The sequence below is a fragment of the Rhizobium herbae genome, assembly GCF_017873135.1.
Taxonomy (GTDB): Bacteria; Pseudomonadota; Alphaproteobacteria; order Rhizobiales; family Rhizobiaceae; genus Pararhizobium; species Pararhizobium herbae.
The window spans coordinates 416,325-439,995 of the sequence record NZ_JAGGJV010000001.1 but is presented as its reverse complement, the minus strand read 5'-3'; the positions used below and the strand labels follow the sequence as shown (position 1 = coordinate 439,995).

Below are 23,671 nucleotides of genomic sequence, written 5' to 3'. Positions count from 1 at the left end.
CTCTAGCAAAGATAGAAGGCAATCTCAACGCTGCTGATCGGGCATCCGCCATGCGAGCCACAGGCTGGTCAGGCCGAGAGCGGCAAATCCAAGCGGCAGATAGAGGCGAATGCCCATGACGACGAACTGATAGACGGCGCTGGCGGAGGTGAAACTGAGCTGATAGGCCCAGATGCGGGTGCCGAACGGCGCATGCCAACGGGCATAGAAGCTCCGATAGTCCATGGCAAACAGAAAGGCCGTGGCTGCAATGGTGCAGACGGTCAGGCACAAAAAGAAAGCCGCAAAACGGGTCTCCCGGCGTCTTCCGAGCGCGCCGAAGCGTCCGAGCAGCAGGGCGCAGGGCCAGGAGACCACGCCACCAAAGAAGAACAGCACGAGAATGCTGCGGAGTTGGAATGTCTCGGCGCCGTTGCGAAGATAGAGCGCCGCGAGCGCCGACACGGCCATCATCACGCCCCACAATGGTGCACCGAACAGAATTTCGCGGACTGTCGGCAGTGAGCCGAAAAGTCGTTGGCGTATTCGTCGCGTCAGGGCTGCCGGCTCGTTCATTTCGGCATGGTCGGATGCTCTCATGGCGCCACGGGGACCGGAGTGGCGATCCATCGGCCGTCGCGTCCTTCGAAACCGAAGCTCAGCACCTGCACGAGGACGATATGGATCGGATCTCCACCTTCGGGATGGTGAACCACGACACCGCCGATGCGATATCCGGTCGGGCATTTGCGGCTGTCGGGAATTTTCGTATCGGCGTGAAGCACGCGGTCGGATGGTTTTCCGTCTTCGGTTTGGAAGGCAAGGCGAAATCCAATGGACTGGGGCGTTACGTCCTTGCACTGCGTGGACGGCGGCAGGGCGATTTCATCGAGCGCCAACTTGAACTCTCCACCGACCGGCGGCTCGACCGCATATTGCCGATAGGTCAACCGGTGCGGAGTGCTATCGATTTCCGTGATTGGATTGAAGGCGGCCATCAGCCCGGGGTTTGCGCTCATCCCGAACTTTTCGACGAGTGGCGCGGCCTTTGCCGCGGTTTCGGCCCGTGCCTTGGCGAGGCCGGCATTCTCATCGTCGACGCGCACCCTGATCGGCGTACCAGGCAGGAATGCATCCTTGCGTGTGTCGATGAAAAACACAGTCGAATAGGGGAAGCCGGAGCCGTCCTCAACGCCATATTCCTCGAAGGCAAAGACGCCGCCGTCCGGTGAAAAGCCGATTTGCTGGAACGACGCAATATCGCCGGCGCAAGCAGCATCAACAACCAGAGCCGATGCAAACATGGCGGCAGCGAGCCTGCGCGAAAATCTCACCCGCGTCCTCCTTCGGCGTTGCCGCGCAGGGTGGCGATGGTGTTGCGATAGGCGTCAACATGGCCGCCGTTGAAGATTGCCGAGCCTGCGACGAAGACATTGGCGCCGGCAGAGGCCGGAAGCGCGATGGTATCGAGCGCGATGCCGCCATCGACCTGGATATCGATCGGCCGGTCGCCAACCATGGCCTTGATGCGGCGGATCTTCTCTTCCATGGCCGGAATGAATTTCTGACCGCCGAAGCCGGGATTGACCGTCATCACCAGGATCAGGTCGAGCTTGTCGAGCAGATAGTCGAGTACGCTTTCGGGCGTTGCCGGATTGATCGAAACGCCTGCCTTCTTGCCCAGCGCCTTGATCGCCTGCACCGAGCGGTCGAGATGCGGGCCTGCCTCGGCATGGACCGTTATGCTGTCGCAACCTGCCTTGGCGAAGGCTTCGAGATAGGGGTCGGCCGGCGCGATCATCAGATGGCAGTCGAAATAGGCATTGGTATGCGGCCGCAACGACTTGATGACATCCGGCCCGAAGGAGATATTCGGAACGAAATGGCCGTCCATGATGTCGAGGTGGATCCAGTCGGCGCCGGCGGCAACGACATCGCGCACTTCCTGTCCGAGTTTGGCGTAGTCGGCAGCGAGGATGGACGGGGCAATCCGGATCGGCAGGGACATGATGCAAGGCTCCAACTTGTTTTCCGGCCAATAACACCGCTTTTCAGTGCAAACAACATGTGCCGTGGCGCTTCGGCGTTATCCGTCCGTTATCTTCGCGATGCCCAGGCCGGCAGGATATCGTTTTCCGCGACTGTCGCATCATGAACGCCGCGCGCGACCGCGCGGGCCATGGTCGATGCCGCCGCGGCGCCGAGATCGATGAAATCCTGCACGGAAACGGTTTTGCTGCTCGTCCCCGTCGCCAGCGCGAAGACGAGATCGCCGTCAAGCGGTGTATGCGACGGCCAGAGCGCGCGTGAAAATCCGTCATGGGCGGCAATCGCCAGTCGTTTCGCCTCGGCCTTGGTCAACATGGCATCGGTAGCGATGACAGCGATCGTGGTGTTCTGGGTTTCTCTTTGTCCGTCACGAAACTTGATGCGGAGATCGCGGGCATCCTGCGGAAAAGGTTGCGGCATGCCGAGGCCACCGAATTCTTCGCCCTCCTCGAAAGGCGCCGACCAGAAATGCGCGGTATCGCCGATCGTCGCCGAGCCCAGCGCATTGACGGCGACCAGCGCGCCGATGGTGATGCCATTGTCCAGTACCATCGACGCCGTGCCGAGGCCGCCCTTGAACGTCGCCGTCAGGGCGCCCGTGCCGGCCCCTGCGGTGCCCGTGGCAAATTCCAGTGCCGCTGCCTGAACCGCCTGATAACCGAGCTCGCGATAGGGCGGATAGAGGCCCCAGTCCTTGTCGCCGCCGTTGATCAGGTCGAACAGGATAGCGGCTGGAACGATCGGGATGTGCAGATTGCCAACCGGAAAACCGCGCCCCATCTCGCGCAGCGCAGCCTGAACGCCGGAAGCCGCATCGAGGCCGAACGCCGAACCGCCCGACAGAACGATTGCGTCAACGGTCTGCACCGTATTGTGCGGCTCAAGCAGGTCCGTCTCGCGCGCGCCGGGAGCGCCGCCGAGCACCTGAACGGCGGCGACCGCCGGCTGATCGCAGACAACGACGGAAACGCCGGATTTCAGGCGGTGATCCTCGGCATTGCCGACCTTGAGGCCACCGACATCGGCGATCGAATTGCGTGGCCCGGCGCGCATCATTCCGTTCCCGATACAGCCGGCGCCGGGATGAACCGGTTGTTTTGCCATAGCAGCAGACGATAGGAATTGTCGGCCAATTCGTGAGTGGCGCTGAAACGGATGGCGCCGACAACGGTCGGGTAAGGCCCTTTCATCAACGCATCGATGACGGGCTTATTGTCCTTGCCCGCCTGGTCCTTTGCCTGCTCCAGAAGTGTCACGGCGGCAAAAGCGGGGAGAACATAACCCTCCGGCAGCAGTTTTGCCGCCGTCATGGCATCGACGGTGACCTTTGCCTCGGGCAGGGTGGCATAGTCGGGCAACGACACCGCCAGAACACCATTTGCCAAGGGAACCGGCTGGTTTGCCGCCTCCAGGGCCTCGCCGCCCATCAACGTCAGCGGCACCTGTTCGGACGCGGCGTCACGCGCGATGATGGCGGTATCCGCGCGGTCGCCGCCGGTGAACACATGCGTCGCCCCGCTCTTGGCAAGGCGGCGGACGAGGCTCACCTGCTGTTCCTGGGCCGGACGATACGTGTCGGAGAAGACGGGGGTAAGGCCTATTTCAGCCAGCGCGCCGCGCACGCTTTCCACCAGTTCGCGTCCGTGGATAGTCCCGTCCTCGATCAGGGCCAGCGGTTCGTTCTTCCAGCGCGACAGGATGATCTCGGTCACCTTGGCGGCTTCGGCCTTGGCGCTTGGCACCAGCCGGAAAAACGGCCATTTCTTTTTCAGCGCGTCTTCCATCAGGATATCGGAGCGCACGCTCAGCGTCAGCGCCGGGATTCCGGCCTCGGCGAGCGCCGGCAGCGTCGCCTCCAGGCTTTCGGTACACAGGAAGCCGACCGCTGCTTCCGCGCCGCTCGCCAGCAGCGCTTTCGTCAGGTTTTCCGCATCCTTCGGTTCGCAGGTTTCCGGAATCGGGATGATTTCCGAGCCGCGATCCTCCGCCTGGAAGCGTGCGCCGTCGAGCATCTGTTGTCCGAGGAGCGCGAACGGTCCTTCCACCGGCGCAACGACGGCGATTTTCAGCCCCGCGGCCCAGGCGGGTACCGTCGGCACCGATCCGGCAATAAGGAGGCTGACGAAAATCGAACGGTACATGCGCTTTTCCAGATGAGGATGGGCATGTTTTAAAGATGTGGCAGCAAGGGTCAAAGGAAAAGATCGGAACCTTCGCCGGGTGGACGGCAATTGCCGTGATTGGGGAAGAAAAACCACGCGATGGGTTTCATATTCCGGCGCAATGTCTATGTGTTAAAGGCGAACACCGATCTGGAGACTGCCGTGTTGGACAAGACCCAACTGGACCCGCTCACCTACCGCGATGCCATGAGCCGGCTGGCCGGCCACGTGCATATTGTCACGGCTGCGCACGAGGGCGTGCGGCGCGGCGTGACGATCACGGCGGCTTGCTCGGTTTCCGACGATCCGGCGACGCTGCTCGTCTGCCTCAACGGGACGAACCCGCGCAACGACATCTTTGCCCGCAGCGGCTGTTTCGCGCTCAATCTTTTAGGCGCCGACCAGATGGATCTGGCTCATGTCTTTTCGGGCAAGAACAATGTCGATCCGTCCGCGCGATTTTCACATGGCACCTGGGAGGAACTGAAGACCGGTTCCCCGATTCTTCGCGAAGCGGTCGCAGCCTTCGATTGCCGGCTGATCGACATCAAGACGGTGGCGACCCATATCGTGCTGTTCGGCGAGGTCGTTGCCGTCGCGCTCGGCGAGCAGAAACCGGCGCTTGTCTATCTGGACCGGGACTACCGCACGTTATAGATTTCCTCCAAGGGAGCCGAGGAAACATGAAGACGTACACGAACGGCGCATTGCCCGCCTCCATTGCCGAAACGATGGAAATGCTGGAATCCGGCGATTACCTTGCCGGAACGGCGCTTTCGACGGTGCTGTTCCTGTCTCTTAGAATGAAGCGGCCGCTGTTTCTGGAGGGGGAGGCCGGCGTCGGCAAGACCGAGATCGCCAAGGTGCTTGCCAAAGCCCTCGACCGGCCGCTGATCCGGCTTCAGTGCTATGAGGGACTTGATATTTCCTCGGCGGTCTACGAATGGAACTATCCGGCGCAGATGCTGGAAATCCGGCTGTCCGAAGCCTCCGGCACGGCCGATCGCCAGAAGATCGAAGGCAATATCTTTTCGGAAAAATACCTGATCCGCCGCCCCGTTCTGCAGGCGATCTCGGCGGAGGCTGGCAAGGCGCCGGTGTTCCTGATCGACGAACTCGACCGCACCGACGAGGCTTTCGAGGCGTTTCTCCTTGAAGTGCTGTCCGATTTCCAGGTGACAATTCCCGAACTGGGGACGATACGGGCACAGGAACCGCCGATCGTCATCATCACCACCAACCGCACCCGCGAGGTGCACGACGCGCTGAAGCGGCGCTGTCTCTACCACTGGGTGGATTATCCGAGGGCGGCGCAGGAGCTGGAAATCATCCGCCGCAAGGTGCCCAATTGCAATGAGCGCCTGTCGCGCGAAATCGTCGGCTATGTCCAGCGGCTGAGAACGATCGATCTGTTCAAGAACCCGGGCGTCGCCGAAACCATAGACTGGGCGACAGCGCTGACCGAACTCGACCGGCTGGCCCTCGATCCCGAAACCATCTCGGATACGCTGGGCACGCTGCTCAAATACCAGGACGATATTGCACGGATCGAAGGCGGCGACGGCCGCAAGATCCTCGACGACGTCAAGGCAGAATTGCTGGCGGCGGGGTGATCATGACAACGGCGGCTCAGACGAAGGACGGCGCCATTCTACCATTGCTCCCGCAGGGCGATGGGCGATTTGCCGACAACATCGTCTTCTTCGCCCGGGCCTTGCGCAAGGCGGGACTGAAGATTGGGCCGGGCGCGGTTGCCGATGCGATCGAGGCCGTCGCGCTGATCGGTATCGGTTCCCGCGAGGAATTCTACGCCACGCTGCAATCGATCTTCGTCAAGCGCCACGAGGACCAGGCTCTCTTCGACGAGGCGTTCCGGCTGTTCTGGCGGTCACGCGACCTGATTGGCAAGATGATTGCCATGATGTCGCCGGTGGCACCCGATTCGCGCGAAAAAGATCGCCGCCGCGCCGGAGAGACCCGGATCAGCGACGCGCTCTTTGCCGATCGCGATGCGCAAAGGCCGGTGCGCGATGAGCCGGATATCGAGATCGACGCGCGGTTTACCGCGTCAGGCCGCGAGCTGCTGCGCAGAACGGATTTCGCCCAGATGTCGGCTGCCGAGATTTCCGAGGCGAAGAAGGCGCTGTCGGCGCTGATGCTGCCGATGGACGAGGTCAGGACGCGACGCTTCCGCTCCTCTCATCGCTCACGGCGGATCGATCCGCGCGCCACCATGCGCGATGCGATGAAAACCGGCGGCGACCTGATCCTGCCGCGGTTCCGCGAGCCGAAGACCATCCATCCGCCGCTGGTGGTGCTGGCCGATATTTCCGGCTCGATGAGCCAGTACACCCGCATCTTCCTGCATTTCCTGCATGTTCTGACGGAAAAGCGCCGGCGCGTTCACACATTCCTGTTCGGAACACGGCTGAGCAATGTCACCCGGCAGATGAAGAACCGCGATCCGGACGAGGCGCTGGATGACTGCCTCCATGCCGTCAGCGACTGGTCCGGCGGCACGCGGATCGGCGAAACCCTGCACGAATTCAATCGCCTCTGGTCGCGCCGGGTGCTGGGGCAGGGCGCCATCGTCCTCTTGATCACCGACGGGCTGGAGCGTGACGATGTCGGCGATCTCGAAAACGAGATGGACCGGCTGCACCGCTCCTGCCGGCGGTTGATCTGGCTCAACCCGCTGCTGCGCTTCGATGGGTTCGAAGCACGGGCACGGGGTGTCAGGGCGATGCTGCCGCATGTTGACGAATTCCGCGCCGTGCATAATTTGGCAGCGGTGTCGGATCTGGTCGAAGCGCTGTCGGGCCGGTTTTCACACGATGCCGATCCGCGCCGCTTCATGGCGCGGCGCTAGAGCGTGAGGGAAGAGAGCCTATGTTGAACCAACCTCCGTTTCCCGATCCGTTGACGACGGCCGAGCAATGGCGCGCGCAAGGACGCGGCGTGGCCATTGCCACGGTCATCGAAACCTGGGGCTCAGCGCCAAGGCCGGTCGGCAGCCACCTCGTCATTGACGCTGCTGGTAATTTCGAGGGTTCTGTTTCAGGCGGGTGTGTCGAAGGTGCGGTGATCGGCGAAGCGGCCGAGGTGATTGCGTCCGGCTCGGCAAGAATACTCGACTTCGGCGTGGCCGACGAGACAGCCTGGCGCGTCGGTCTTTCCTGTGGCGGACGCATCCGCGTCTACGTCGAAAGGCTGGGATAAAGCCGATGCTGCTCGGGTACCTGCAGAAGCTCAATGCGGCGCGTGAATCCCGGCGTGCCGCCGTCACCGTGACGGAGTTGGATACCGGCAGGTCGACACTTTTTCTGGAAGGCGACACAACGGACGAGACTGTTGCGTCGGCGGTCGAATCCGCACTGCGAACGGGCAAGTCCGGCATTGTCGAGATCGGCGATCGAAAAGTGTTCGTCAACGTCTATCTGCCGCCGCCCCGCATCATCGTCATCGGAGCGGTCCATATCTCCCAGGCGCTTGCCGGCATGGCGGCGATTGCGGGGTTCGACCTGACCATCATCGATCCGCGCAGCGCCTTTGCGACGCCGGAACGGTTTGGCGAGACAAGGCTCGTTGCCGAATGGCCGGAAGATGCGCTCAAGGACACGCCGCTGGATGCTTACACAGCACTGGCGGCGGTCACTCACGATCCGAAGATCGACGATTTTCCGCTGAAGGCGGCGCTAGAGGCCGGCTGTTTTTATGTCGGCGCGCTCGGAAGCCGTAAAACCCACTCCGCGCGGGTCGAGCGGTTGGTCCGGCTGGGTGTGGACGAAAACGCCATCGCCCGCATCCATGCCCCGATTGGGCTCGACATTCGCGCGTCCAGTCCAGCCGAAATCGCCGTCGCAATCCTCGCCGATATCATTCAGGCGCTGCGCACGCGCGACGTGAACACTGGCCAACGAGGCGTGGAATGAAATTCGGTCCGGTCGGCGTTCTTCAGGCGGAAGGGACCCTTCTCGCCCATGCGGCAAAATTGCCCGGCGGGCGCCTGCCCAAGGGACATCTCATTTCAGCGGCCGATGTCTCCGCGATGCAGGCGGCGGGTCTGACAGAGGTCGTCGTGGCGCGCCTGGAGCCCGGTGATGTGCAGGAGAACGAAGCGGCGTCGCGGATTGCCGGTGCAATCAGCAGAGATCACCTGACGTTTTCGCAGGCCGCCACCGGCCGCGTCAACATTCACGCGGCTGTCGATGGCCTGTTCGTCGCCAACCGGCCTACCGTCGATCGCCTCAACCGCATCGATCCGGCCATCACGCTTGCCTGTCTCGCCGATCACGTACCGGTGCGATCCGGCGACATGGTGGCGACGATCAAGATCATTCCGCTCGCCGTGGCCGGCAAATTTGTCGATCAGGCTGCGGCGCTTCTCCACGCAGAACATGCGTTCAGCGTCAAAACGTTCAGCGCATATCGTGTGTTGCTGATTGCAACCATGCTGCCGTCGCTGAAGCCCAGTGTGATGGACAAAACCCGCAACAATCTGGAAGGCCGCCTTCGGCTGTCGTCGAGCACCCTGGAGCGGGAGCAGCGGGTGGTACATAGCGCAGACGCGGTCGCCGCAGCGATTTCGCAGGCAAAGACACGCTTTGACATGGTGATCGTCTTCGGTGCCTCGGCTGTCGCCGATGCCGACGACGTCATTCCGGCGGCGATCCGGCTTGCGGGCGGGACCGTCGATCATGTCGGCATGCCGGTCGATCCGGGCAATCTGCTGGTTCTGGGAAGGGTCGGGGATATTCCCGTGATCGGCGCTCCCGGCTGTGCCCGCAGTTCGAAGGAGAACGGCTTCGACTGGATACTCAACAGGATATTAGCCGGCGAATGGCCAGGCGCCGCGGACATTACCGGCCTTGGCGTTGGCGGTCTGCTGATGGAAATTCCGACACGGCCGCTGCCGCGCGCCTTGACCGGAATCGAGCGGAAGGGGGTTTCCGTCGCCATCGTCCTGCTTGCTGCCGGCAAGGCGAGCCGCATGGGTTCATCGGGGCGGCACAAGCTGCTGGCGGAGTTCGATGGGGTGCCACTCGTGCGCCGTTGCGCCGATGCCGGGCTCGCCGCCGGCGCCGAAAACGTCATTGCCGTGGCGGGGCATCGGCAGGCGGAAATTCGCGCCGCGCTTGCGGGGCTCGATGTCATAACCATCGAAAACCCAGATTATGCAACGGGTATGGCCTCGTCGCTGGTTGCCGGTGTGAATGCGGCGGGCGCTGACGTCGATGGTGTTTTGGTCATGCTCGCCGACATGCCTTGGGTTACGGCCGGTGCTCTTCGTTCAATGATCGCCGCGTTCGAGGCGGAGCAAGGGCAGCCTATCATTCGTGCCGTGTCCGGCGGCAAACGCGGCAATCCGGTGATCCTGCCGCGATCCACATTCGAGGCGGTCAGGCGGTTGCAGGGCGATGTCGGCGCGCGCCATATCATCGAAACATGCGGACTGCCGGTGATCGATGTCGATATCGGACCGGCCGCGCATCTGGATCTCGACACACCGGAGGCGATTGTCGCCGCCGGAGGCATTTTGAAAGGCTGACCGACGATGGACAATGCGGCAATCGAGGAGATGTTTGCAGCGCTCGGGCCTGTGACGGTCAAGCGCATGTTTGGCGGCAAGGGCATCTACTTCGAGGGACGAATTCTGGCGCTGGAAGTGGATGGCGACATTCTGCTCAAGGCGGATGCCGAAAGCGGGCCGGAGTTCGAAGCAGCGGGAAGTTCGCAATGGGCTTATGATGGCAAGGGGAAAGCGGTGAAAATGCCCTACTGGTCTATCCCGGAAGATGCGTTCGACGATCCGGACGAGATGGCCCGCTGGGTTCGGCTGGCCTATGAGGCAGCCCTTCGGGCTAAGAAGTAGTCATTGCCCGCAACGCCTTTACGGCATCCCGAGCAAACAGGGAGAGCGGTTGCGGCAGGGCGTCGAGCGGATACCAGCCGATCTCGGAGAGCTTGTCCGGCTCCGTCAGTTGCGGTTCGCCGGAGAAATCCTCGGTCACGTAGATCAGCGACACCCAATGCTGCCGGTCTGCTACAATCAGCTGCTCGCTGACGCAGAGGAAACGCGCAGAATGGATTTTGAGGCCGCTTTCCTCTTCGGCTTCACGGCGCGCGGCATCGGCGGAAAGCTCCAGGTGATCGACCTTGCCGCCAACGATGCTCCAATGGCCAGCCTCCGGTGCTTTCAGACGCTTGCAAAGCAAAAGCTTGCCGTCATTCAAGACGGCAAGCCCAGATCCCACACCGGGAAAATCAATGCCTGGATACGCCATGCGAATGCCGAAAAATCAGGCCTTGCCGGCGATCAGCATGAAGGCCGGAATATCGTCGCCGAAGCCGACCGGCGTCGGGCCGTCGTCCTGGTCGCGGCGATAGCGATTGCGGCGGTCGCGATTGTCGTCATTGGCAGGATACGGCTGGGGAGCAGGACGGTTGCTGTTTCGGCCGGCATTCTGCGGTTTCGTTTCTGCCTTGCGTTCTGATCTCACAGGTTCTGCCTTTACTACGACGGGTTCGATTGCTGCTGCTGGTGCTGCTCGTACTACCGGACTATCGTCCGATTTGGTGTCCGATTTGTGACCGGCCACCGGCTGAGCCGCGATCGGGCGGGGAGCGTGGTCACGATCTCGGTCGTTGCGCCGTCCGCCGCGCTTGCCATCACGGCCACCGCGCTCCGGCTTGCCGCTCTCATGGCTTTCCATCGGGGCGGGCAGGGCGGAAAGGTCGCCGTTTTCCCACTCGATTTTCTTGTCGATCAGCTTTTCGATGGCATCAACGAATTTCGTGTCGCGCTTGGAAACGAGCGTGAAGGCGGCACCCGAGCGGCCGGCACGGCCAGTGCGGCCGATGCGGTGGACATAGTCTTCCGCATGGATCGGCACGTCGAAGTTGAACACGTGGCTGACATCCGGAATGTCGAGGCCGCGGGCGGCGACGTCGGAGGCAACCAGCAGCGTGATCGCATTGTCCTTGAAGCCCGCAAGCATTTTCGTGCGCGAACTCTGATCCATATCGCCGTGCAGAGCGCCGACCGAGAAACCGTGACGCGACAGCGAGCGGTACAGTTCGGCAACATCGAGCTTGCGATTGCAGAAGATGATGGCGTTCTTCAGGTCATTCTGTCTCTGGATCAGATCGCGCAGGACGGCGCGTTTTTCGTAATCCTTGCTGTGAGTCGCGACGAATCGCTGCGTCACGGTCGTTGCTGTGGAAGAACGCGTCGACACTTCGACACGTTCCGGATTCTGCAGGAAACGGTCGGCGAGCTTCTGGATTTCCGGCGGCATGGTGGCCGAGAAGAACAGGGTCTGGCGCGTGAACGGGATCAGTTTGGCGATGCGCTCGATATCGGGGATGAAGCCCATGTCGAGCATACGGTCGGCTTCGTCGATGACGAGGATTTCAACGCCGGTCATCAGAAGCTTGCCGCGTTCGCAATGGTCGAGCAGGCGGCCAGGCGTGCAGATCAGCACGTCGGCGCCGCGCTCAAGCTTGCGGTCCTGCTCGTCGAAGGACACGCCGCCGATCAGCAATGCGACGTTGAGCTTGTGGTTCTTGCCGTATTTTTCGAAGTTCTCGGCGACCTGAGCAGCGAGTTCGCGCGTCGGCTCGAGAATGAGCGTGCGTGGCATACGAGCGCGGGCGCGGCCCTTTTCCAGAAGCGTCAGCATCGGCAGTACGAAGGATGCCGTTTTACCAGTGCCCGTCTGGGCGATGCCCAGGATATCACGCCGCTGCAGGGCTGGCGGAATGGCGCCTGCCTGGATCGGTGTGGGAATGGTGTAGCCCGCGTCTGTCACTGCGGTAAGAACTTTTTGGCTCAGGCCAAGGTCTGAAAAAGTGGTCAAAGGGAAATCTGTTTCCGTTCCGGTTTGGTCGAACTCTGGTCAATCGGCGCATGCTTTAACTGCCGTCGCTGGGGCTCTTAGTCCCATAGGCGAACAAAGTCAAGAAAACCGGTGGTTTGATGCTGGAGAGAGTCAATAAACGGCCTGCCAACAAGGCGATAGCAGAAATGTGGATGCCGGATGTGCTTCCGGAATGGCCGGAGCGACATTGCCGGAACCGGCACGTGTTCAGTTGATGTAGTGGCTGAGTTTTATCCCGGCAGTCAGAAACCGCATCGGATCGACAGCCTCGCCGTTCAGGCGAACCTCGTAGTGCAGATGCGGTCCTGTCGAACGGCCGGTGCTGCCTGAGCGGGCAATAGCCTCGCCCGTGGAAACCTTGTTGCCGACATTGACGAGAATTGTCGACAGGTGGGCGTAGCGAGTGGTGATGCCGTTGCCATGGTCGATTTCAACCAAGTTGCCATAGCCACCGGTCTTGCCGGCGGCGATCACGGTACCGGGCGCTGTCGCGAGGATCCGCGTTCCGGTTGGCGCACGAAAATCGATGCCGGCATGCAGCGCCAACCGGCCGAGGAACGGGTCGAGGCGGTTTCCGAACGTACTGGTGATGTCGCTTGCCGGCGACGGATTGTTGAATGGCAACTTTTTAACCTGGCTGCGGACATGTTCGAGACGCGCAAGCGCCGTGTCGAGCCCGACAAGGGAACGATCAAAGGCCTCGGTTGTTTCCGGTTCGACGAACGGTCCGCCAATGGCTGATTCGTCTCCCGTCACAATCGTAGGAGCCGCCGGCATCTGTTCGTCCTGCGGCACCTTGACGCCGGTGCGCGCAAGGATGGTCATGATGGCATCGGTTGCCTGCGAAGCACCCGCGGTAAGGCTCTCGATGCGGCTCTTCTGCTCCTGCTCGATATCCTTCAGCGACAAAGTTACCTTGGAGAACAGCCGGTCGGCCCTGTCGGACATGGGTTCCTGGCCGCCCACATCGGACTGCGGCGCATAGGCAAGCGCGATCTTCTGCTGGGGCTCCTGGCTTCCCATGCCCATCAGCCGTTCGATCGCCTTGATGCCGCCGCTCGCGTCGGCGCGCTTTTCGTAGGCCTGCGGCGCGGTGAGCGTTGGCTGCGGTTCCTTTTCGGCAATGCCGGATTCCTCTGCCCGATCGAGCAGCGTGCCCAGCTTGCCGTGGCGTGAGGACAGCGCCATCTGCTGCTGCAGCAGCTTTTCGACCTTGTCTTCGACCACCTGCTGGTCGAGAAGCTGGCGGCTGGTGACGCGATCGACCTGGGCGCGCAGCGCAGCGATCCGGTCCTCATACTCGTGCTGCATGCGCGCCTGGCGTGCCATGGTGCCGCCGATCAGGTCGTCGCGCAGCACGAGATAGGATGTCGCGGCCAAGTAACCGATTGAAAAAACGGAAATGAAACAGATCGACAGCGCCGCCATCCAGGGCTGAAAGGTCATGTGCCGGACCCTGTCGCCGCTTGCCAGAATGATGATGTGCTTTTGTGCGCGCTTGCCGAAGACCCGGCTTTCCGTAGACACCAACTCACCCCCACCGCGTGCGATTCTGCGCGTTTTGATGGCGTCGATTAGATACTGTTAAGGTTAACAAAGCTTTGCCGGAAGGGGCGCGCGTGTGCCCGTCAGGTGTTCACGGAGGCTGTCATCGAGCGGTAGAACGATGGCGTCAGGCCTGCCTCTGCACGCGCGATGTCGTTGAACGGCGCCTTCAGCGGGCCGCGAAAATTGGCCCTGACCAAGGCCTGGAACGCCGCCGCCGGATCTCTCTTCTGCCGGGCGCAGAGAAAGCGGAACCATTTTGCGCCGACGGCAACGTGACCTTTCTCGTCCTCGTAGATCACGTCGAGTACGGCGGCACTTTCGAGGTCGCCGGCCTCCCGCATCCTTGTCTGGAGCGCGGGCGTTACGTCGAGGCCGCGCGCCTCCAGAATCAACGGTACGACGGCCAGCCGCGCCGTGAGGTCGTTTCGCGTGTCGTGCGCCGCCTGCCAAAGCCCATCATGGGCGGGCAGGTCGCCATAGTCGGCGCCAAGCTGCCGCAGGCGATCGCGCACCATGCGGAAATGCTTGGCCTCCTCGAAGGCCACTTGCATCCAGCCGTCGAAAAAGGATTTCGGTACTGGTTCGCTGGCAAATCGCGCGACGATATCAAGCGCGAGATCGACGGCGTTGAGTTCGATATGGGCGATGGCGTGGAGGAGGGCGATCCGTCCCTTGTCGGTCGTCAGCGCCCGCTTCGGCATCTGCCTTGGCGGAATGAGGTCGGGTTTTTCCGGTCTGCCGGGACGATCCGGTACAGATGCATCGCGTGGAGAGCGCAGCGACAGGCTGCGCTCGCTCCAGCGGCGGGCCGTTTCCTGAGCCAGCAGTGTCTTGATGTCCAGATCGGCTGCCCGGATGGCGCGCACGGCTCCGTCGCGAAGACTATGGATCGGCGGAATATCCGTCATCTTCCGCCGCTTCCGCTCACCAGGCTCTTCGCAGCGGTGAGCACCTCTTCGGCATGGCCGGGAACCTTCACTTTTTCCCAGAAGCGCCGGATAATGCCGTCAGCGCCGATCAGCACGGTTGTCCGTTCGACACCCATGTATTTGCGGCCGTACATGCTCTTTTCGACCCAGACGCCGTAAGCATTCAGGACGGTTTTCTCCTCATCCGCGGCGAGGATGACCGAGAGGTCGTATTTTTTCGAGAACTTGTCATGTTTTTTCACCGAATCGGGCGACATGCCGATGACCACCGCGCCGGCGCTGGAGAATTCGCTCGAAAGCGCGGTAAAGGCGATCGATTCCGCCGTGCAGCCGCTGGTGTCGTCCTTTGGATAGAAAAACAGCACGACCGATTTTCCCTTGAACTCCGACAGCGAGACAGTTCCGCCGCCATCGCGGGGAAGGGTAAAGTCTGGAGCCATCATGCCTTCTGTCAAATTCGCCATGGTTATTCCTTTTTTCTCGGGCATGTGCCGCAACGGTTGTCGCAAGAGGCTTATCGAATCCGGACCCCGTGCGTCCAGCGCCGGGTCGACTGGGAGATGTGTATCGCACAGCGAAGATGGCAAGGGGCAGACATCGTTTGCCCTGCACTCCTTCTTTAACTACTGTGGAACGAACGGAAATGCGCATAGGCGCAGCGGCGCGACACGAGCATTCACGGGCGAAAAACTGAGTAAAATCAGCTATTTGCAGCACAAGCAGAGCGACATGCGGTGGATGTAGCCGTTTGTCCGCGAGGCAGAATCGCAGCAGATTGGAAAGAATACCGCATGATTGTTTCTACAATTCCGGAGGCCGCCGGCACTGATGAATGAAATCCGCGGCGAAAAGGTATCGTTTCGCAAGGAAGACATTGTCGTTCTGCATTCCCTGCCTTCGGCGCAGGCGCACGACCCCTGTATCGTTCACGCGCCAGAGCGGCGCGGCATGGCGCATCTCATCTTCACGACAACGATCGTCATCGCTGCAATCGTCCTTCTTCTCGGCGCCGCGCTGCTGGCGACGATCGAAAGTGGTGCTCTGGACGGACCGCTGAACGCGCGGGCGCAGACAGCGCTAAACTCTGCGCTCGGCGACGGTTATCATGCCGAAGTCGGCAGCACCGTGGTGCGCGTGACGTCGAGCGGTGCACTGGCGCTCAAGGCGCAGGACGTGACGCTGGTCGAAAATGTCTCCAACAAGCGTCTGGTGACCACCCATTCCGTCTTCATCGAGCTCAATCCGCTGGCCTTGGTGACCGGGCGTATCGCCGTGTCCCGGCTTGAGGCGGAAGGCGCAACGCTGGACCCCTCGTTGCTGCCACAAGGCAAACCGATCGATCTTACGGCCATCCGTGTCGCCGATGTCGCCGGCGGGCTGGAGATCGTCTTCAAGCAGATAGACAACATCTCGCAACTGATCGGCCGCAGCAACACCGAAACCGTGCGCATCGCCGATCTGAAACTGTCCGTTGCAGGACCGCGCAACCGTGTCGTTCCCGTTATCGTGGAAACCGTGGATTTCAAACGCAGTGTCGACGGCTCCATGCAGATCGACGGGCTTTTTTCGGTGGACGGGCAATCCTCCGAACTGCATCTTCGCGCCGACAGGCAGAACGGTCGCGTGACAAGCCTTGACGGCGCTGCCGCGGGGCTGCCGCTATCGGCCTTCCTCTACCGAAACCAGACCGAGACGGAACTCGCATTCGGGATCAGGAGCAGCGCAGATCTGAATATCAAGGCGACGCGCGCTGCCGACGGCGTAACACCCACCCTGCAGCTAAACGGCCGATCCAATGAAGGTGTGTTTGATGCGGGTGGTTTTTCATCCGAACTCAAGCCCTCCGAACTCAACGTCACCTACGACTTTACGCGCAACAGGGTCGAGATCCTGCCGTCGATAGTGCGGATCGGCCGATCGACCTTCCCCTTTACGGGCGCGATTGCCGACCTCGATCCGGCGACGGCGGCCGGCAAGACGGGATTTTCGCTCGATCTGCTGTCGCAGGCCGCCAGTTCGTCTCCCATCGATGTATCCGAGGCGCCGCTGATCTTCGATGCCAAGGCCCAGGGGCGCTTCCTCTCCGAAACCCACCAGTTGGTGTTCGACGAACTGACCGTGGCAAGCGGGCTTGGCACGGCTGCGGGTTCGCTGTCCATGACCTTCGGGGATACCTCGCCCCAGATCAGCTTTGCCCTGCTTACCAGCAGAATCCAGTCGGCAGCCGTGAAACAGCTCTGGCCATGGTGGGTCGGAAAGACAGCGCGCCGCTGGGTGATCAACAATATCTTCGGCGGCACGATAACGGACGGCAAGATCGAAATCTTCCTGCCGATGGGACGAATCACGCGGACAGTCGGCCCGATTGACTTGAACGCGGAGGAATTGAGCGTCCAGTTCAACATCGCCGATGCCCGGGTGAACCTTGCCGGCGATATCCCGCCATTGCGTGATGCTGCCGGCGCCTTCAAGCTGAAAGGCGAGCGTCTCGACGTCGAGATAGAGCATGGAACGGCATATTTCCCGTCCGGCCGCTCCGCAACGCTGAACGGCGGCAATTTTGTCATCCCCAATACCTATGAAAAGCCGCTGATCGCCGAAATGAAACTCGATGTCGGCGGTCAGGCCGACGCGATCGCCGAGCTTGTCAGCTACCGGCCCATTCTTGCCTTGCAGCGGACCCCCTTCAAGCCGGAGGATTTTTCGGGCGATATGACGGCGCAGGTGGGCGCGCGGTTCGGCCTGGTGACCGCCCAAAACCCGCCGCCGCCGCAGTGGCAGGCGCAGATGCTGCTTGACGGCGTGACCGTCAACAAACCGATCGCCGGGCGGGCGATCTCCGACATCAAGGGTACTCTGAGGATCGATCCGCAACAGGCGGTTTTGCAGGCCAAAGCCGACATCGATGGCGGGGCGATGGATATCTCGCTGGTAGAGCCCGTCGGAGCGAACAGCACGGTCGCGCGCAAGCGCGAGATTTCCGGCACGCTCAGGGACGGCGAGCTTGCCAAGCTGGCCCCCGGCCTCGCGGGGATCATCAGCGGGCCGGTCTCGCTGGATATCCTGATCGATGACAAGAATCAGCATACGGTTTCGGCAGATCTCGGGAATGCATCGATTTCGCTGCCATGGATCGGCTGGTCGAAAGGAGCGGGGATCGCTGCGAAGGCGACGTTTTCGGCTTCGACCACGGATGGCATCACACAGATCGATGACCTGAAGCTGAGCGGCGACAGTTTTGGCGCCAGCGGCGCGCTCGTACTCGACAAGTCGGGCCTGAGTTCCGGGGCGTTTTCTTCGGTGCAACTTGCCAAGGGCGACAGTTATGCCGTCAATATCAAACGCCAGAAGAGCGGTTTTTCGGTCAGCGTTAACGGCAGTTCCGCCGATATGCGGCCGGTGATCGAAAGCCTGCGCAGCGCGTCAGGCGACAATGACAACGGGGATGGCAAGCGCATCGCCATCGACGCGAGCCTCCAGCAGGTGACGGGATTCCACTCCGAGACCCTCTCCAATCTCAACTTGAGTTATGTCGCCAGGGGCAAGCAGATCGATGGGCTCGACCTGTCTGCAGTGACCGACAGCGGTCAGGCCGTCGTTGCGAAGCTGACGAAAAACGGTGCGGACAATACCCTGGAACTGACCAGCGGCGACGCCGGCTCGCTGGCGCGGTTTGCCAATATCTACGGCAACATGCGCGGCGGTCTGCTCAATCTGAAACTGCGCGATCGCGGCGGCAGCTCCTGGCGCGGAAACGTCGACATCCGCAAGTTCTCCCTGGTGAACGAGGCACGGCTGCAATCGATCGTTTCCACGCCGGCCGGCAGCGATGGCCGGAGCCTGAATCAGGCGGTGAAGAAAAACATCGACGTCAGCTCGGCGCGTTTCGAGCGCGGCTTCGCCAATCTCATGCTCGATGACGGATCGGTGGCGGTCGAAGGCGGTGTCGTGCGTGGCACCGATATCGGCGCCACTTTTCAAGGGACGGTGCGCGACAAGAACGGCAACATGGACATGACCGGCACGTTCATGCCGGCCTATGGGCTCAATCGGCTGTTCGGTGAATTGCCGCTGATCGGCGTGCTTCTCGGCAATGGCCGCGACAGGGGATTGCTCGGGATCACCTTCAAGCTGGTCGGACCGTTTACCAAGCCGAACCTGACGATCAATCCCTTGTCGATCATCGCGCCCGGCGTGTTCCGCAGCATCTTCGAGTTCCAATAAAAAACCGGCGGGATCGCCGCCGGTTTCAGATCGCGCACGAAGAGCCGGGCGATCAGGCCGGCCGCACGAGAATGTGCTTCTTCTTGCCGAGCGACAGCTTGATGACTCCATCCGCTGTGATATCGCCGGTGCCGATCAGCTGCCGGTCATCGCTGACGACCGTGTCGTTGACGCGGACCGCGCCGTCCTTCAGGAACTGGCGCACCTTGCCGTTGGATTCCGCCAGACCGGCTCGCACGAACAGCGCGAGAACGCCGATACCGGCTTGAAGCTCCGCCGCCGGCACATCGATGGATGGCAAGTTGGCTGCAAGGGCGCCTTCTTCGAAGGTCTGCTTTGCAGTTTCGGCCGAACGTTCCGCTGCTTCGCGGCCGTGAACGATGGCCGTTGCTTCGGTTGCAAGGATTTTTTTTGCTTCGTTGATTTCCGAACCGCCAAGCGCCACCAGACGGGCGATTTCGTCCATCGGCAGCCGTGTGAAAATCTTCAGGAAGCGGCCAACATCGGCGTCTTCGGTGTTACGCCAGTATTGCCAGAAATCGTAGGGGCTGAAGACATCCTCATTCAACCAGACTGCCCCTGTTGCCGATTTGCCCATTTTGGCGCCCGACGAGGTCGTGAGTAGCGGGGTCGTCAGCGCATACAATTGCGGTGTACCCATCCGGTGACCGAGATCGACTCCGTTGATGATGTTACCCCATTGATCGGACCCGCCCATTTGAAGAAGGCAGCCATGACGGCGGTTCAATTCGACGAAGTCGTAGCCCTGCATGATCATGTAGTTGAACTCGAGGAACGACAGCGACTGTTCTCGGTCCAATCGAAGCTTGACGCTATCGAAGCTCAGCATGCGGTTGACGGAGAAATGCCGTCCCACATCGCGCAGGAATTCGACATAGTTCAGCTTCAGAAGCCATTCTGCATTGTTGACGATGAAGGCATCGCTCGGTCCGTCGCCGAAACGCAGGATACGCGAGAAGATACGCTTGATACCTTCGATATTGACGTCGATAGCCTCGGGCGTAAGCAATTTGCGCTGCTCGTCGCGAAACGAGGGGTCGCCGACCATGGAGGTGCCGCCGCCCATCAAGGCAATCGGCCGGTGGCCTGTTTCCTGCAGCCAATACAGCATCGTTGCCGAGATGAGATTGCCGATGTGCAGGCTGGTGGCTGTTGCGTCATAGCCGACATAGGCCGTCACGGTTTCCTTGTTGAACAGTGCATCCAGTCCGGCATTGTCGGACGTCTGGTGGATGAAGCCGCGTTCTTGGAGGATGTGAAGGAAATCGGACTTGAACTCGGACATGACCTGTCTCTTTCGGTGGGCTGTTTGGATCTGAATGAGCGCTTGCTGGATATTTGCGCGGCGTTTAGCACTGTTTCTCGAAAAGTGCACCTGTTTGCGTCGGGAATGTTTGCTGAGGAGTTGAGTTTGGCATGGCGGAAATGAAGACGGCGATCGGACTGATGAGCGGCACGAGCATGGATGGCATCGATATCGCGCTCGTTCGAACCGACGGCCGCGACACGGTCGAGCGTGGCCCTGCACAGGGGATTGCCTATGACGCAAAGTTCCGCACTCGCCTGAAACAGGCGCTGGAAGACGCCACGTCCATCACCCGCCGCGACCAGCGGCCGGGCACTCTTGCCGCTGTCGAAAACGAACTGACGTTGCGTCATGCGGACGCCGTTCGAAATTTCCTGAACGAAAACAATCTGCAACCCGCAGACATTGATGTGATCGGCTTTCACGGGCAGACGGTCCTGCACCGTCCGGATGCGGCCTTGACCGTCCAACTCGGTGACGGCGCTCTGCTTGCGCACGAAACCGGCATCGCCGTCGTCCACGACATGCGTGCCAACGACATGGTGCATGGCGGGCAGGGTGCGCCGCTGATTCCGGTCTACCACGCGGCCCTCGCCGCCGGCTTGCCTGCGCATCTCCATTCGAAGCGACCTGTGGTGTTCGTCAATATCGGCGGCATTTCCAATCTGACATTTGTCGGTACGGATGGCCGGATCGTCGCCTATGACAGCGGACCGGGAAACACGTTGATCGACCAATGGGTCGAGGCACATGCGGGTATTCCCTATGACCAGGGCGGCATGATCGCCAGCGAAGGGCGGGTTCTTGCCGATCTGGCGGACCGGTATCTGTCAAACCCGTTCTTTACCGGAACCAGGCGCCGCTCCCTCGACCGCAATGATTTTTCGCCACCGACGGGGGGCGACGCAAGCCTTGAAGACGGCGCGCGGACGCTTGCCTATGTCACCGCGGCGGCCATCTTAAAATCGTCCGGGCATCTGCCCGAACGGGCGGGCATCTATGTTGTCTGCGGCGGCGGCCGCCTGAACCGGATCATCATGCGCGATCTCGCTGAGCTTGCCTTCGCTGACGAGGCGACGGTCATTGCGGCCGAGGAGGCAGGGCTGAATGGCGACGCCATGGAAGCAGAGGCATGGGGCTATCTCGCCGTCCGCTCCGTCGAAGGGCTGCCCCTGACTTTTCCCGGCACGACAGGTGTGACGGAACCGGTCACAGGCGGCGTCCTCAATACGCCCGGCGGGGCTACGCGTTCGAACCCGGATTAACGTTTCTTTTGTCGGAAATGGATAGCATTCGGGTGATTCTGCGATGCTCTCGGCAGGCAGAGAAGACGGGGCGCGAAATGCGCGTGCCCGAAACGGGCATATAGATGAACGGCGCGCTTTTTCTACTGACGGTCAACTTCTTGATAGCGCAGCTTTTCTGCGTGTTCTTCCTCGTCATCTCCAGACGTAGCCGCATTCCCGCCGCAGGACGCTGGTTTGCCGCCGCGTTCGCAGTCGCATCGCTTTCGGCTATCTTCGAAGTCGTCATCCGTTACGCCGATTTCGACCGACTTGCGAGCTTCGGGGCGTTCAGCTCCGTCCTCTCCGCGCTTTTGATGATTCGCGTCGGGCTTGGCCGCCTGTATGCCGTTCCGTCAAATGTCATGGTGATGACGGGGTTTCTTGGCGCTTCACTGACCCTCAACCTGATGATCTACGATCTGCCAAGGGGGACGTTCTACCATTCGCTCGGCTACCAGCTGCCGTTTGCCATCGCGGAGCTGATCTGTGCGGCCGCGATCTACCAATCCGGGCGCCGCGAGACGGCGGACCGAATCCTGATTGGATTGCTGCTGCTCACCGCCGCGAATTTTGTCAGCAAGATCTATTTCTCGGTCAAATTCAGCGGGGGCAGCACGGCTCAATCCTATCTTTCCAGCGTCTATGCGCTGGTTTCGCAAAGCCTGAGCGCCGTCCTCGTCGTCTCGACGGGATTGACGCTGCTTGCCGTCATCGTCGTCGAGATCATGGACGATGCCAAGGCAAATTCCGAAATCGATCCGCTCTCGGGGCTCTTCAACCGGCGTGGTTTCAACGAGCGGGTGAAACAGGTGCTTGCTCGTCCGATGTCGGCCTACCCGCATTGCGTCGTTCTCTGCGACCTCGATCATTTCAAGGCCGTCAACGACACTTACGGACATGCCGCCGGCGATCAGGTCATCATGTCGCTCGGCCGGATGCTCAGGGAACATGCCCCGCCGGAGGCGATCTGCGCGCGTTTCGGCGGCGAGGAGTTTGCGGTCTTCCTGCCATCGACCGGCGAGACGACCGGATATCTTTTCGCGCAGGGCCTGCGCAACAGTTTTTCGGCGCTGGCATTTGAGGGTTTGCCGGACGCGGTCCGCCTGACGGCGAGTTTTGGCGTCTGTGCGCTTGATGCGGCCGGGGATCCGATCGTGGATGCCATAAACGGCGCAGACGCAGCGCTGTATGACGCCAAGAAGAGCGGGCGCAACCGGGTGAACCGGACGGGCCGCGCGGCTGCGGCAAACCTGGAAGAGTGGCAGGCGCAGGCCTGACACTCATGCATGCGCAAGATACGAAGAAGGCCGGAACATCATAATAGATGCTCCGGCCTTTCAATGTACAAGGCTGGCAATGTACAGGGCTGGGGTTTCCAGCCCTTTCCAGAAGATGTCAGCGGATGCGCTTTGCCGCCGGTTCCGGCGTCAGTTCACCGTTCAGGCGCCGGTCGAGGTAATCCTCGCATTCGGCCATCAGCGTATCGACCTGGCCGTTGAAGAAGTGGTTGGCACCCGGCACGGTCTTGTGGGTGATCAGAATACCCTTCTGGGCCTTCAGCTTGTCGACCAGCGTGTTGACATCTTTTTCCGGCGCCACCTTGTCGAGATCGCCGTTGATGATCAGGCCGGACGAAGGGCAGGGGGCCAGGAACGAGAAGTCATAGGTATTCGGCTGCGGAGCGATCGACATGAAGCCCTCAATCTCCGGGCGGCGCATCAGAAGCTGCATGCCGATCCAGGAGCCGAACGAATAGCCGGCGACCCAGCAGCTCTTGGAATCCGGATGCATGCTCTGCACCCAGTCGAGCGCCGAGGCGGCGTCCGAAAGTTCACCGGCACCGTGGTCGAATTCGCCCTGGCTGCGGCCGATCGAGCGGAAATTGAAGCGCAGCGTTGTGAAGCCGCGCTTCTGGAACATGTAGAATAGCTGGTAGACGATCTGGTTGTTCATCGTGCCGCCGAATTGCGGATGCGGATGCAGGACGATGGCAATCGGGGCGTTCTTCTGCTTGGACGGCTGGTAACGGCCTTCGAGGCGACCGGCCGGTCCGTTGAAGATAATTTCGGGCATTGGCTCTCCGGGCATGTTTATGGGACAAAAACCGATTCAAAAGCTCCAGCTGTCTTGACGAAAGCACTCAGCTTTTTTAAAACGCAGTTTAGAACCATTCAAAACTTTAACACGGTCTTTCCGTGGTGAGTGTCGTCTCTTACGGCAAGCGACGCGAAAATTTCAAGAAAAATGCACCGGCCGCTGCCTTTAACATGGCAACCGGGCATTCTTT

At 61.1% G+C, this 23,671-nt stretch carries 22 protein-coding genes; 10 read left to right on the top strand and 12 right to left on the bottom strand.

The window, feature by feature from the left end:
- Positions 1–24: 24 nt before the first annotated feature.
- The 5 genes from J2Z75_RS02280 to J2Z75_RS02260 all read right to left on the bottom strand — a co-directional run bounded on the left by J2Z75_RS02280 (position 25) and on the right by J2Z75_RS02260 (position 4,169).
- Entirely contained in the window at positions 25–579 is a 555-nt protein-coding gene (locus J2Z75_RS02280) for a hypothetical protein (RefSeq protein ID WP_234937091.1), read from the bottom strand.
- Positions 576–1,313: a DUF2259 domain-containing protein gene (locus tag J2Z75_RS02275; RefSeq protein ID WP_209847111.1), complete on the bottom strand. Its 738-nt coding sequence runs from the start codon at positions 1,311–1,313 to the stop codon at positions 576–578. The genes J2Z75_RS02280 and J2Z75_RS02275 overlap by 4 nt, the downstream gene beginning before the upstream one ends.
- Positions 1,310–1,987, bottom strand: a complete 678-nt coding sequence (rpe, locus tag J2Z75_RS02270) for a ribulose-phosphate 3-epimerase (RefSeq protein WP_209847108.1) — start codon at positions 1,985–1,987, stop codon at positions 1,310–1,312. Before rpe ends, J2Z75_RS02275 begins: the two co-directional genes overlap by 4 nt.
- Positions 1,988–2,076: 89 nt before the next feature.
- A complete protein-coding gene (locus tag J2Z75_RS02265; RefSeq protein ID WP_209847106.1) occupies positions 2,077–3,084 on the bottom strand; it encodes a P1 family peptidase in 1,008 nt (335 codons plus the stop codon).
- Positions 3,081–4,169 carry a branched-chain amino acid ABC transporter substrate-binding protein gene (locus J2Z75_RS02260; protein ID WP_209847103.1) on the bottom strand — a complete coding sequence of 363 codons (1,089 nt, stop codon included), beginning with the start codon at positions 4,167–4,169 and terminating at the stop codon, positions 3,081–3,083. Before J2Z75_RS02260 ends, J2Z75_RS02265 begins: the two co-directional genes overlap by 4 nt.
- A gap of 120 nt (positions 4,170–4,289) precedes the next feature.
- Between J2Z75_RS02260 and J2Z75_RS02255 the strand changes: the two genes are divergently transcribed.
- From J2Z75_RS02255 to J2Z75_RS02225, 7 genes are read left to right on the top strand one after another with little or no spacing between them, the layout of a single operon-like run.
- A complete protein-coding gene (locus J2Z75_RS02255; RefSeq protein ID WP_407692728.1) occupies positions 4,290–4,847 on the top strand; it encodes a flavin reductase family protein in 558 nt (185 codons plus the stop codon).
- 26 nt (positions 4,848–4,873) lie between these two features.
- Positions 4,874–5,803 (top strand): AAA family ATPase, encoded by a 930-nt coding sequence (locus J2Z75_RS02250; protein WP_209847100.1) that lies wholly within the window; start codon positions 4,874–4,876, stop codon positions 5,801–5,803.
- 2 nt (positions 5,804–5,805) lie between these two features.
- Positions 5,806–7,059: a vWA domain-containing protein gene (locus J2Z75_RS02245; RefSeq protein WP_209847097.1), complete on the top strand. Its 1,254-nt coding sequence runs from the start codon at positions 5,806–5,808 to the stop codon at positions 7,057–7,059.
- A gap of 20 nt (positions 7,060–7,079) precedes the next feature.
- Positions 7,080–7,409, top strand: coding sequence for an XdhC family protein (locus J2Z75_RS02240; protein ID WP_209847094.1), 330 nt, complete (start codon positions 7,080–7,082; stop codon positions 7,407–7,409).
- A gap of 5 nt (positions 7,410–7,414) precedes the next feature.
- Positions 7,415–8,122: an XdhC family protein gene (locus tag J2Z75_RS02235; protein WP_209847090.1), complete on the top strand. Its 708-nt coding sequence runs from the start codon at positions 7,415–7,417 to the stop codon at positions 8,120–8,122.
- Positions 8,119–9,738: an NTP transferase domain-containing protein gene (locus J2Z75_RS02230; protein WP_209847086.1), complete on the top strand. Its 1,620-nt coding sequence runs from the start codon at positions 8,119–8,121 to the stop codon at positions 9,736–9,738. The genes J2Z75_RS02235 and J2Z75_RS02230 overlap by 4 nt, the downstream gene beginning before the upstream one ends.
- Before the next feature lie 6 nt (positions 9,739–9,744).
- A complete protein-coding gene (locus tag J2Z75_RS02225; protein WP_209847083.1) occupies positions 9,745–10,062 on the top strand; it encodes a TfoX/Sxy family protein in 318 nt (105 codons plus the stop codon).
- Here J2Z75_RS02225 and J2Z75_RS02220 read toward each other — a convergent pair.
- From J2Z75_RS02220 to J2Z75_RS02200, 5 genes are all read right to left on the bottom strand, one after another.
- Positions 10,052–10,474, bottom strand: coding sequence for an NUDIX hydrolase (locus tag J2Z75_RS02220; RefSeq protein ID WP_209847079.1), 423 nt, complete (start codon positions 10,472–10,474; stop codon positions 10,052–10,054). The two genes, J2Z75_RS02225 and J2Z75_RS02220, sit on opposite strands and share 11 nt — an antisense overlap.
- A 15-nt stretch (positions 10,475–10,489) precedes the next feature.
- Positions 10,490–12,049, bottom strand: a complete 1,560-nt coding sequence (locus J2Z75_RS02215) for a DEAD/DEAH box helicase (protein ID WP_209847076.1) — start codon at positions 12,047–12,049, stop codon at positions 10,490–10,492.
- 228 nt (positions 12,050–12,277) lie between these two features.
- A complete protein-coding gene (locus J2Z75_RS02210; protein WP_209847073.1) occupies positions 12,278–13,600 on the bottom strand; it encodes a M23 family metallopeptidase in 1,323 nt (440 codons plus the stop codon).
- A 98-nt stretch (positions 13,601–13,698) separates the two neighbouring features.
- Positions 13,699–14,526, bottom strand: coding sequence for a ferritin-like domain-containing protein (locus J2Z75_RS02205; RefSeq protein ID WP_209847072.1), 828 nt, complete (start codon positions 14,524–14,526; stop codon positions 13,699–13,701).
- On the bottom strand, positions 14,523–15,011 hold the full coding sequence (locus J2Z75_RS02200; protein ID WP_209847069.1) for a peroxiredoxin: 489 nt from the start codon (positions 15,009–15,011) through the stop codon (positions 14,523–14,525). Before J2Z75_RS02200 ends, J2Z75_RS02205 begins: the two co-directional genes overlap by 4 nt.
- A gap of 364 nt (positions 15,012–15,375) precedes the next feature.
- On the opposite strand from J2Z75_RS02200, the gene J2Z75_RS02195 reads away from it, so the two are divergent.
- Positions 15,376–18,771 (top strand): YhdP family protein, encoded by a 3,396-nt coding sequence (locus J2Z75_RS02195; RefSeq protein WP_209847066.1) that lies wholly within the window; start codon positions 15,376–15,378, stop codon positions 18,769–18,771.
- A gap of 52 nt (positions 18,772–18,823) precedes the next feature.
- Here the strand turns inward: J2Z75_RS02195 and tyrS are convergent, their stop codons facing one another.
- Positions 18,824–20,077 (bottom strand): tyrosine--tRNA ligase, encoded by a 1,254-nt coding sequence (tyrS, locus tag J2Z75_RS02190; RefSeq protein ID WP_209847063.1) that lies wholly within the window; start codon positions 20,075–20,077, stop codon positions 18,824–18,826.
- Between the two features lie 131 nt (positions 20,078–20,208).
- On the opposite strand from tyrS, the gene J2Z75_RS02185 reads away from it, so the two are divergent.
- Both J2Z75_RS02185 and J2Z75_RS02180 read left to right on the top strand, forming a co-directional pair.
- Complete coding sequence (locus tag J2Z75_RS02185) at positions 20,209–21,363, top strand: anhydro-N-acetylmuramic acid kinase (RefSeq protein WP_209847060.1); 1,155 nt, start codon at positions 20,209–20,211, stop codon at positions 21,361–21,363.
- A 104-nt stretch (positions 21,364–21,467) separates the two neighbouring features.
- Positions 21,468–22,661 (top strand): GGDEF domain-containing protein, encoded by a 1,194-nt coding sequence (locus J2Z75_RS02180; RefSeq protein WP_209847057.1) that lies wholly within the window; start codon positions 21,468–21,470, stop codon positions 22,659–22,661.
- Positions 22,662–22,779: 118 nt separating this feature from the next.
- On the opposite strand, the gene J2Z75_RS02175 is transcribed toward J2Z75_RS02180, so the two are convergent.
- Positions 22,780–23,457 carry an alpha/beta hydrolase gene (locus J2Z75_RS02175; protein ID WP_037159929.1) on the bottom strand — a complete coding sequence of 226 codons (678 nt, stop codon included), beginning with the start codon at positions 23,455–23,457 and terminating at the stop codon, positions 22,780–22,782.
- Positions 23,458–23,671: the final 214 nt, after the last annotated feature.

What these genes read in the sequence shown, in the direction of transcription:
- J2Z75_RS02280 (WP_234937091.1), bottom strand. Translation starts at nt 579, where the DNA reads ATGAGAGCATCCGACCATGCCGAAATGAACGAGCCGGCAGCCCTGACG.
- rpe (WP_209847108.1), bottom strand. Translation starts at nt 1,987, where the DNA reads ATGTCCCTGCCGATCCGGATTGCCCCGTCCATCCTCGCTGCCGACTAC.
- J2Z75_RS02265 (WP_209847106.1), bottom strand. Translation starts at nt 3,084, where the DNA reads ATGATGCGCGCCGGGCCACGCAATTCGATCGCCGATGTCGGTGGCCTC.
- J2Z75_RS02260 (WP_209847103.1), bottom strand. Translation starts at nt 4,169, where the DNA reads ATGTACCGTTCGATTTTCGTCAGCCTCCTTATTGCCGGATCGGTGCCG.
- J2Z75_RS02255 (WP_407692728.1), top strand. Translation starts at nt 4,290, where the DNA reads ATGGGTTTCATATTCCGGCGCAATGTCTATGTGTTAAAGGCGAACACC.
- J2Z75_RS02250 (WP_209847100.1), top strand. Translation starts at nt 4,874, where the DNA reads ATGAAGACGTACACGAACGGCGCATTGCCCGCCTCCATTGCCGAAACG.
- J2Z75_RS02245 (WP_209847097.1), top strand. Translation starts at nt 5,806, where the DNA reads ATGACAACGGCGGCTCAGACGAAGGACGGCGCCATTCTACCATTGCTC.
- J2Z75_RS02240 (WP_209847094.1), top strand. Translation starts at nt 7,080, where the DNA reads ATGTTGAACCAACCTCCGTTTCCCGATCCGTTGACGACGGCCGAGCAA.
- J2Z75_RS02235 (WP_209847090.1), top strand. Translation starts at nt 7,415, where the DNA reads ATGCTGCTCGGGTACCTGCAGAAGCTCAATGCGGCGCGTGAATCCCGG.
- J2Z75_RS02230 (WP_209847086.1), top strand. Translation starts at nt 8,119, where the DNA reads ATGAAATTCGGTCCGGTCGGCGTTCTTCAGGCGGAAGGGACCCTTCTC.
- J2Z75_RS02225 (WP_209847083.1), top strand. Translation starts at nt 9,745, where the DNA reads ATGGACAATGCGGCAATCGAGGAGATGTTTGCAGCGCTCGGGCCTGTG.
- J2Z75_RS02220 (WP_209847079.1), bottom strand. Translation starts at nt 10,474, where the DNA reads ATGGCGTATCCAGGCATTGATTTTCCCGGTGTGGGATCTGGGCTTGCC.
- J2Z75_RS02205 (WP_209847072.1), bottom strand. Translation starts at nt 14,526, where the DNA reads ATGACGGATATTCCGCCGATCCATAGTCTTCGCGACGGAGCCGTGCGC.
- J2Z75_RS02200 (WP_209847069.1), bottom strand. Translation starts at nt 15,011, where the DNA reads ATGGCGAATTTGACAGAAGGCATGATGGCTCCAGACTTTACCCTTCCC.
- J2Z75_RS02195 (WP_209847066.1), top strand. Translation starts at nt 15,376, where the DNA reads ATGAATGAAATCCGCGGCGAAAAGGTATCGTTTCGCAAGGAAGACATT.
- tyrS (WP_209847063.1), bottom strand. Translation starts at nt 20,077, where the DNA reads ATGTCCGAGTTCAAGTCCGATTTCCTTCACATCCTCCAAGAACGCGGC.
- J2Z75_RS02185 (WP_209847060.1), top strand. Translation starts at nt 20,209, where the DNA reads ATGGCGGAAATGAAGACGGCGATCGGACTGATGAGCGGCACGAGCATG.
- J2Z75_RS02180 (WP_209847057.1), top strand. Translation starts at nt 21,468, where the DNA reads ATGAACGGCGCGCTTTTTCTACTGACGGTCAACTTCTTGATAGCGCAG.
- J2Z75_RS02175 (WP_037159929.1), bottom strand. Translation starts at nt 23,457, where the DNA reads ATGCCCGAAATTATCTTCAACGGACCGGCCGGTCGCCTCGAAGGCCGT.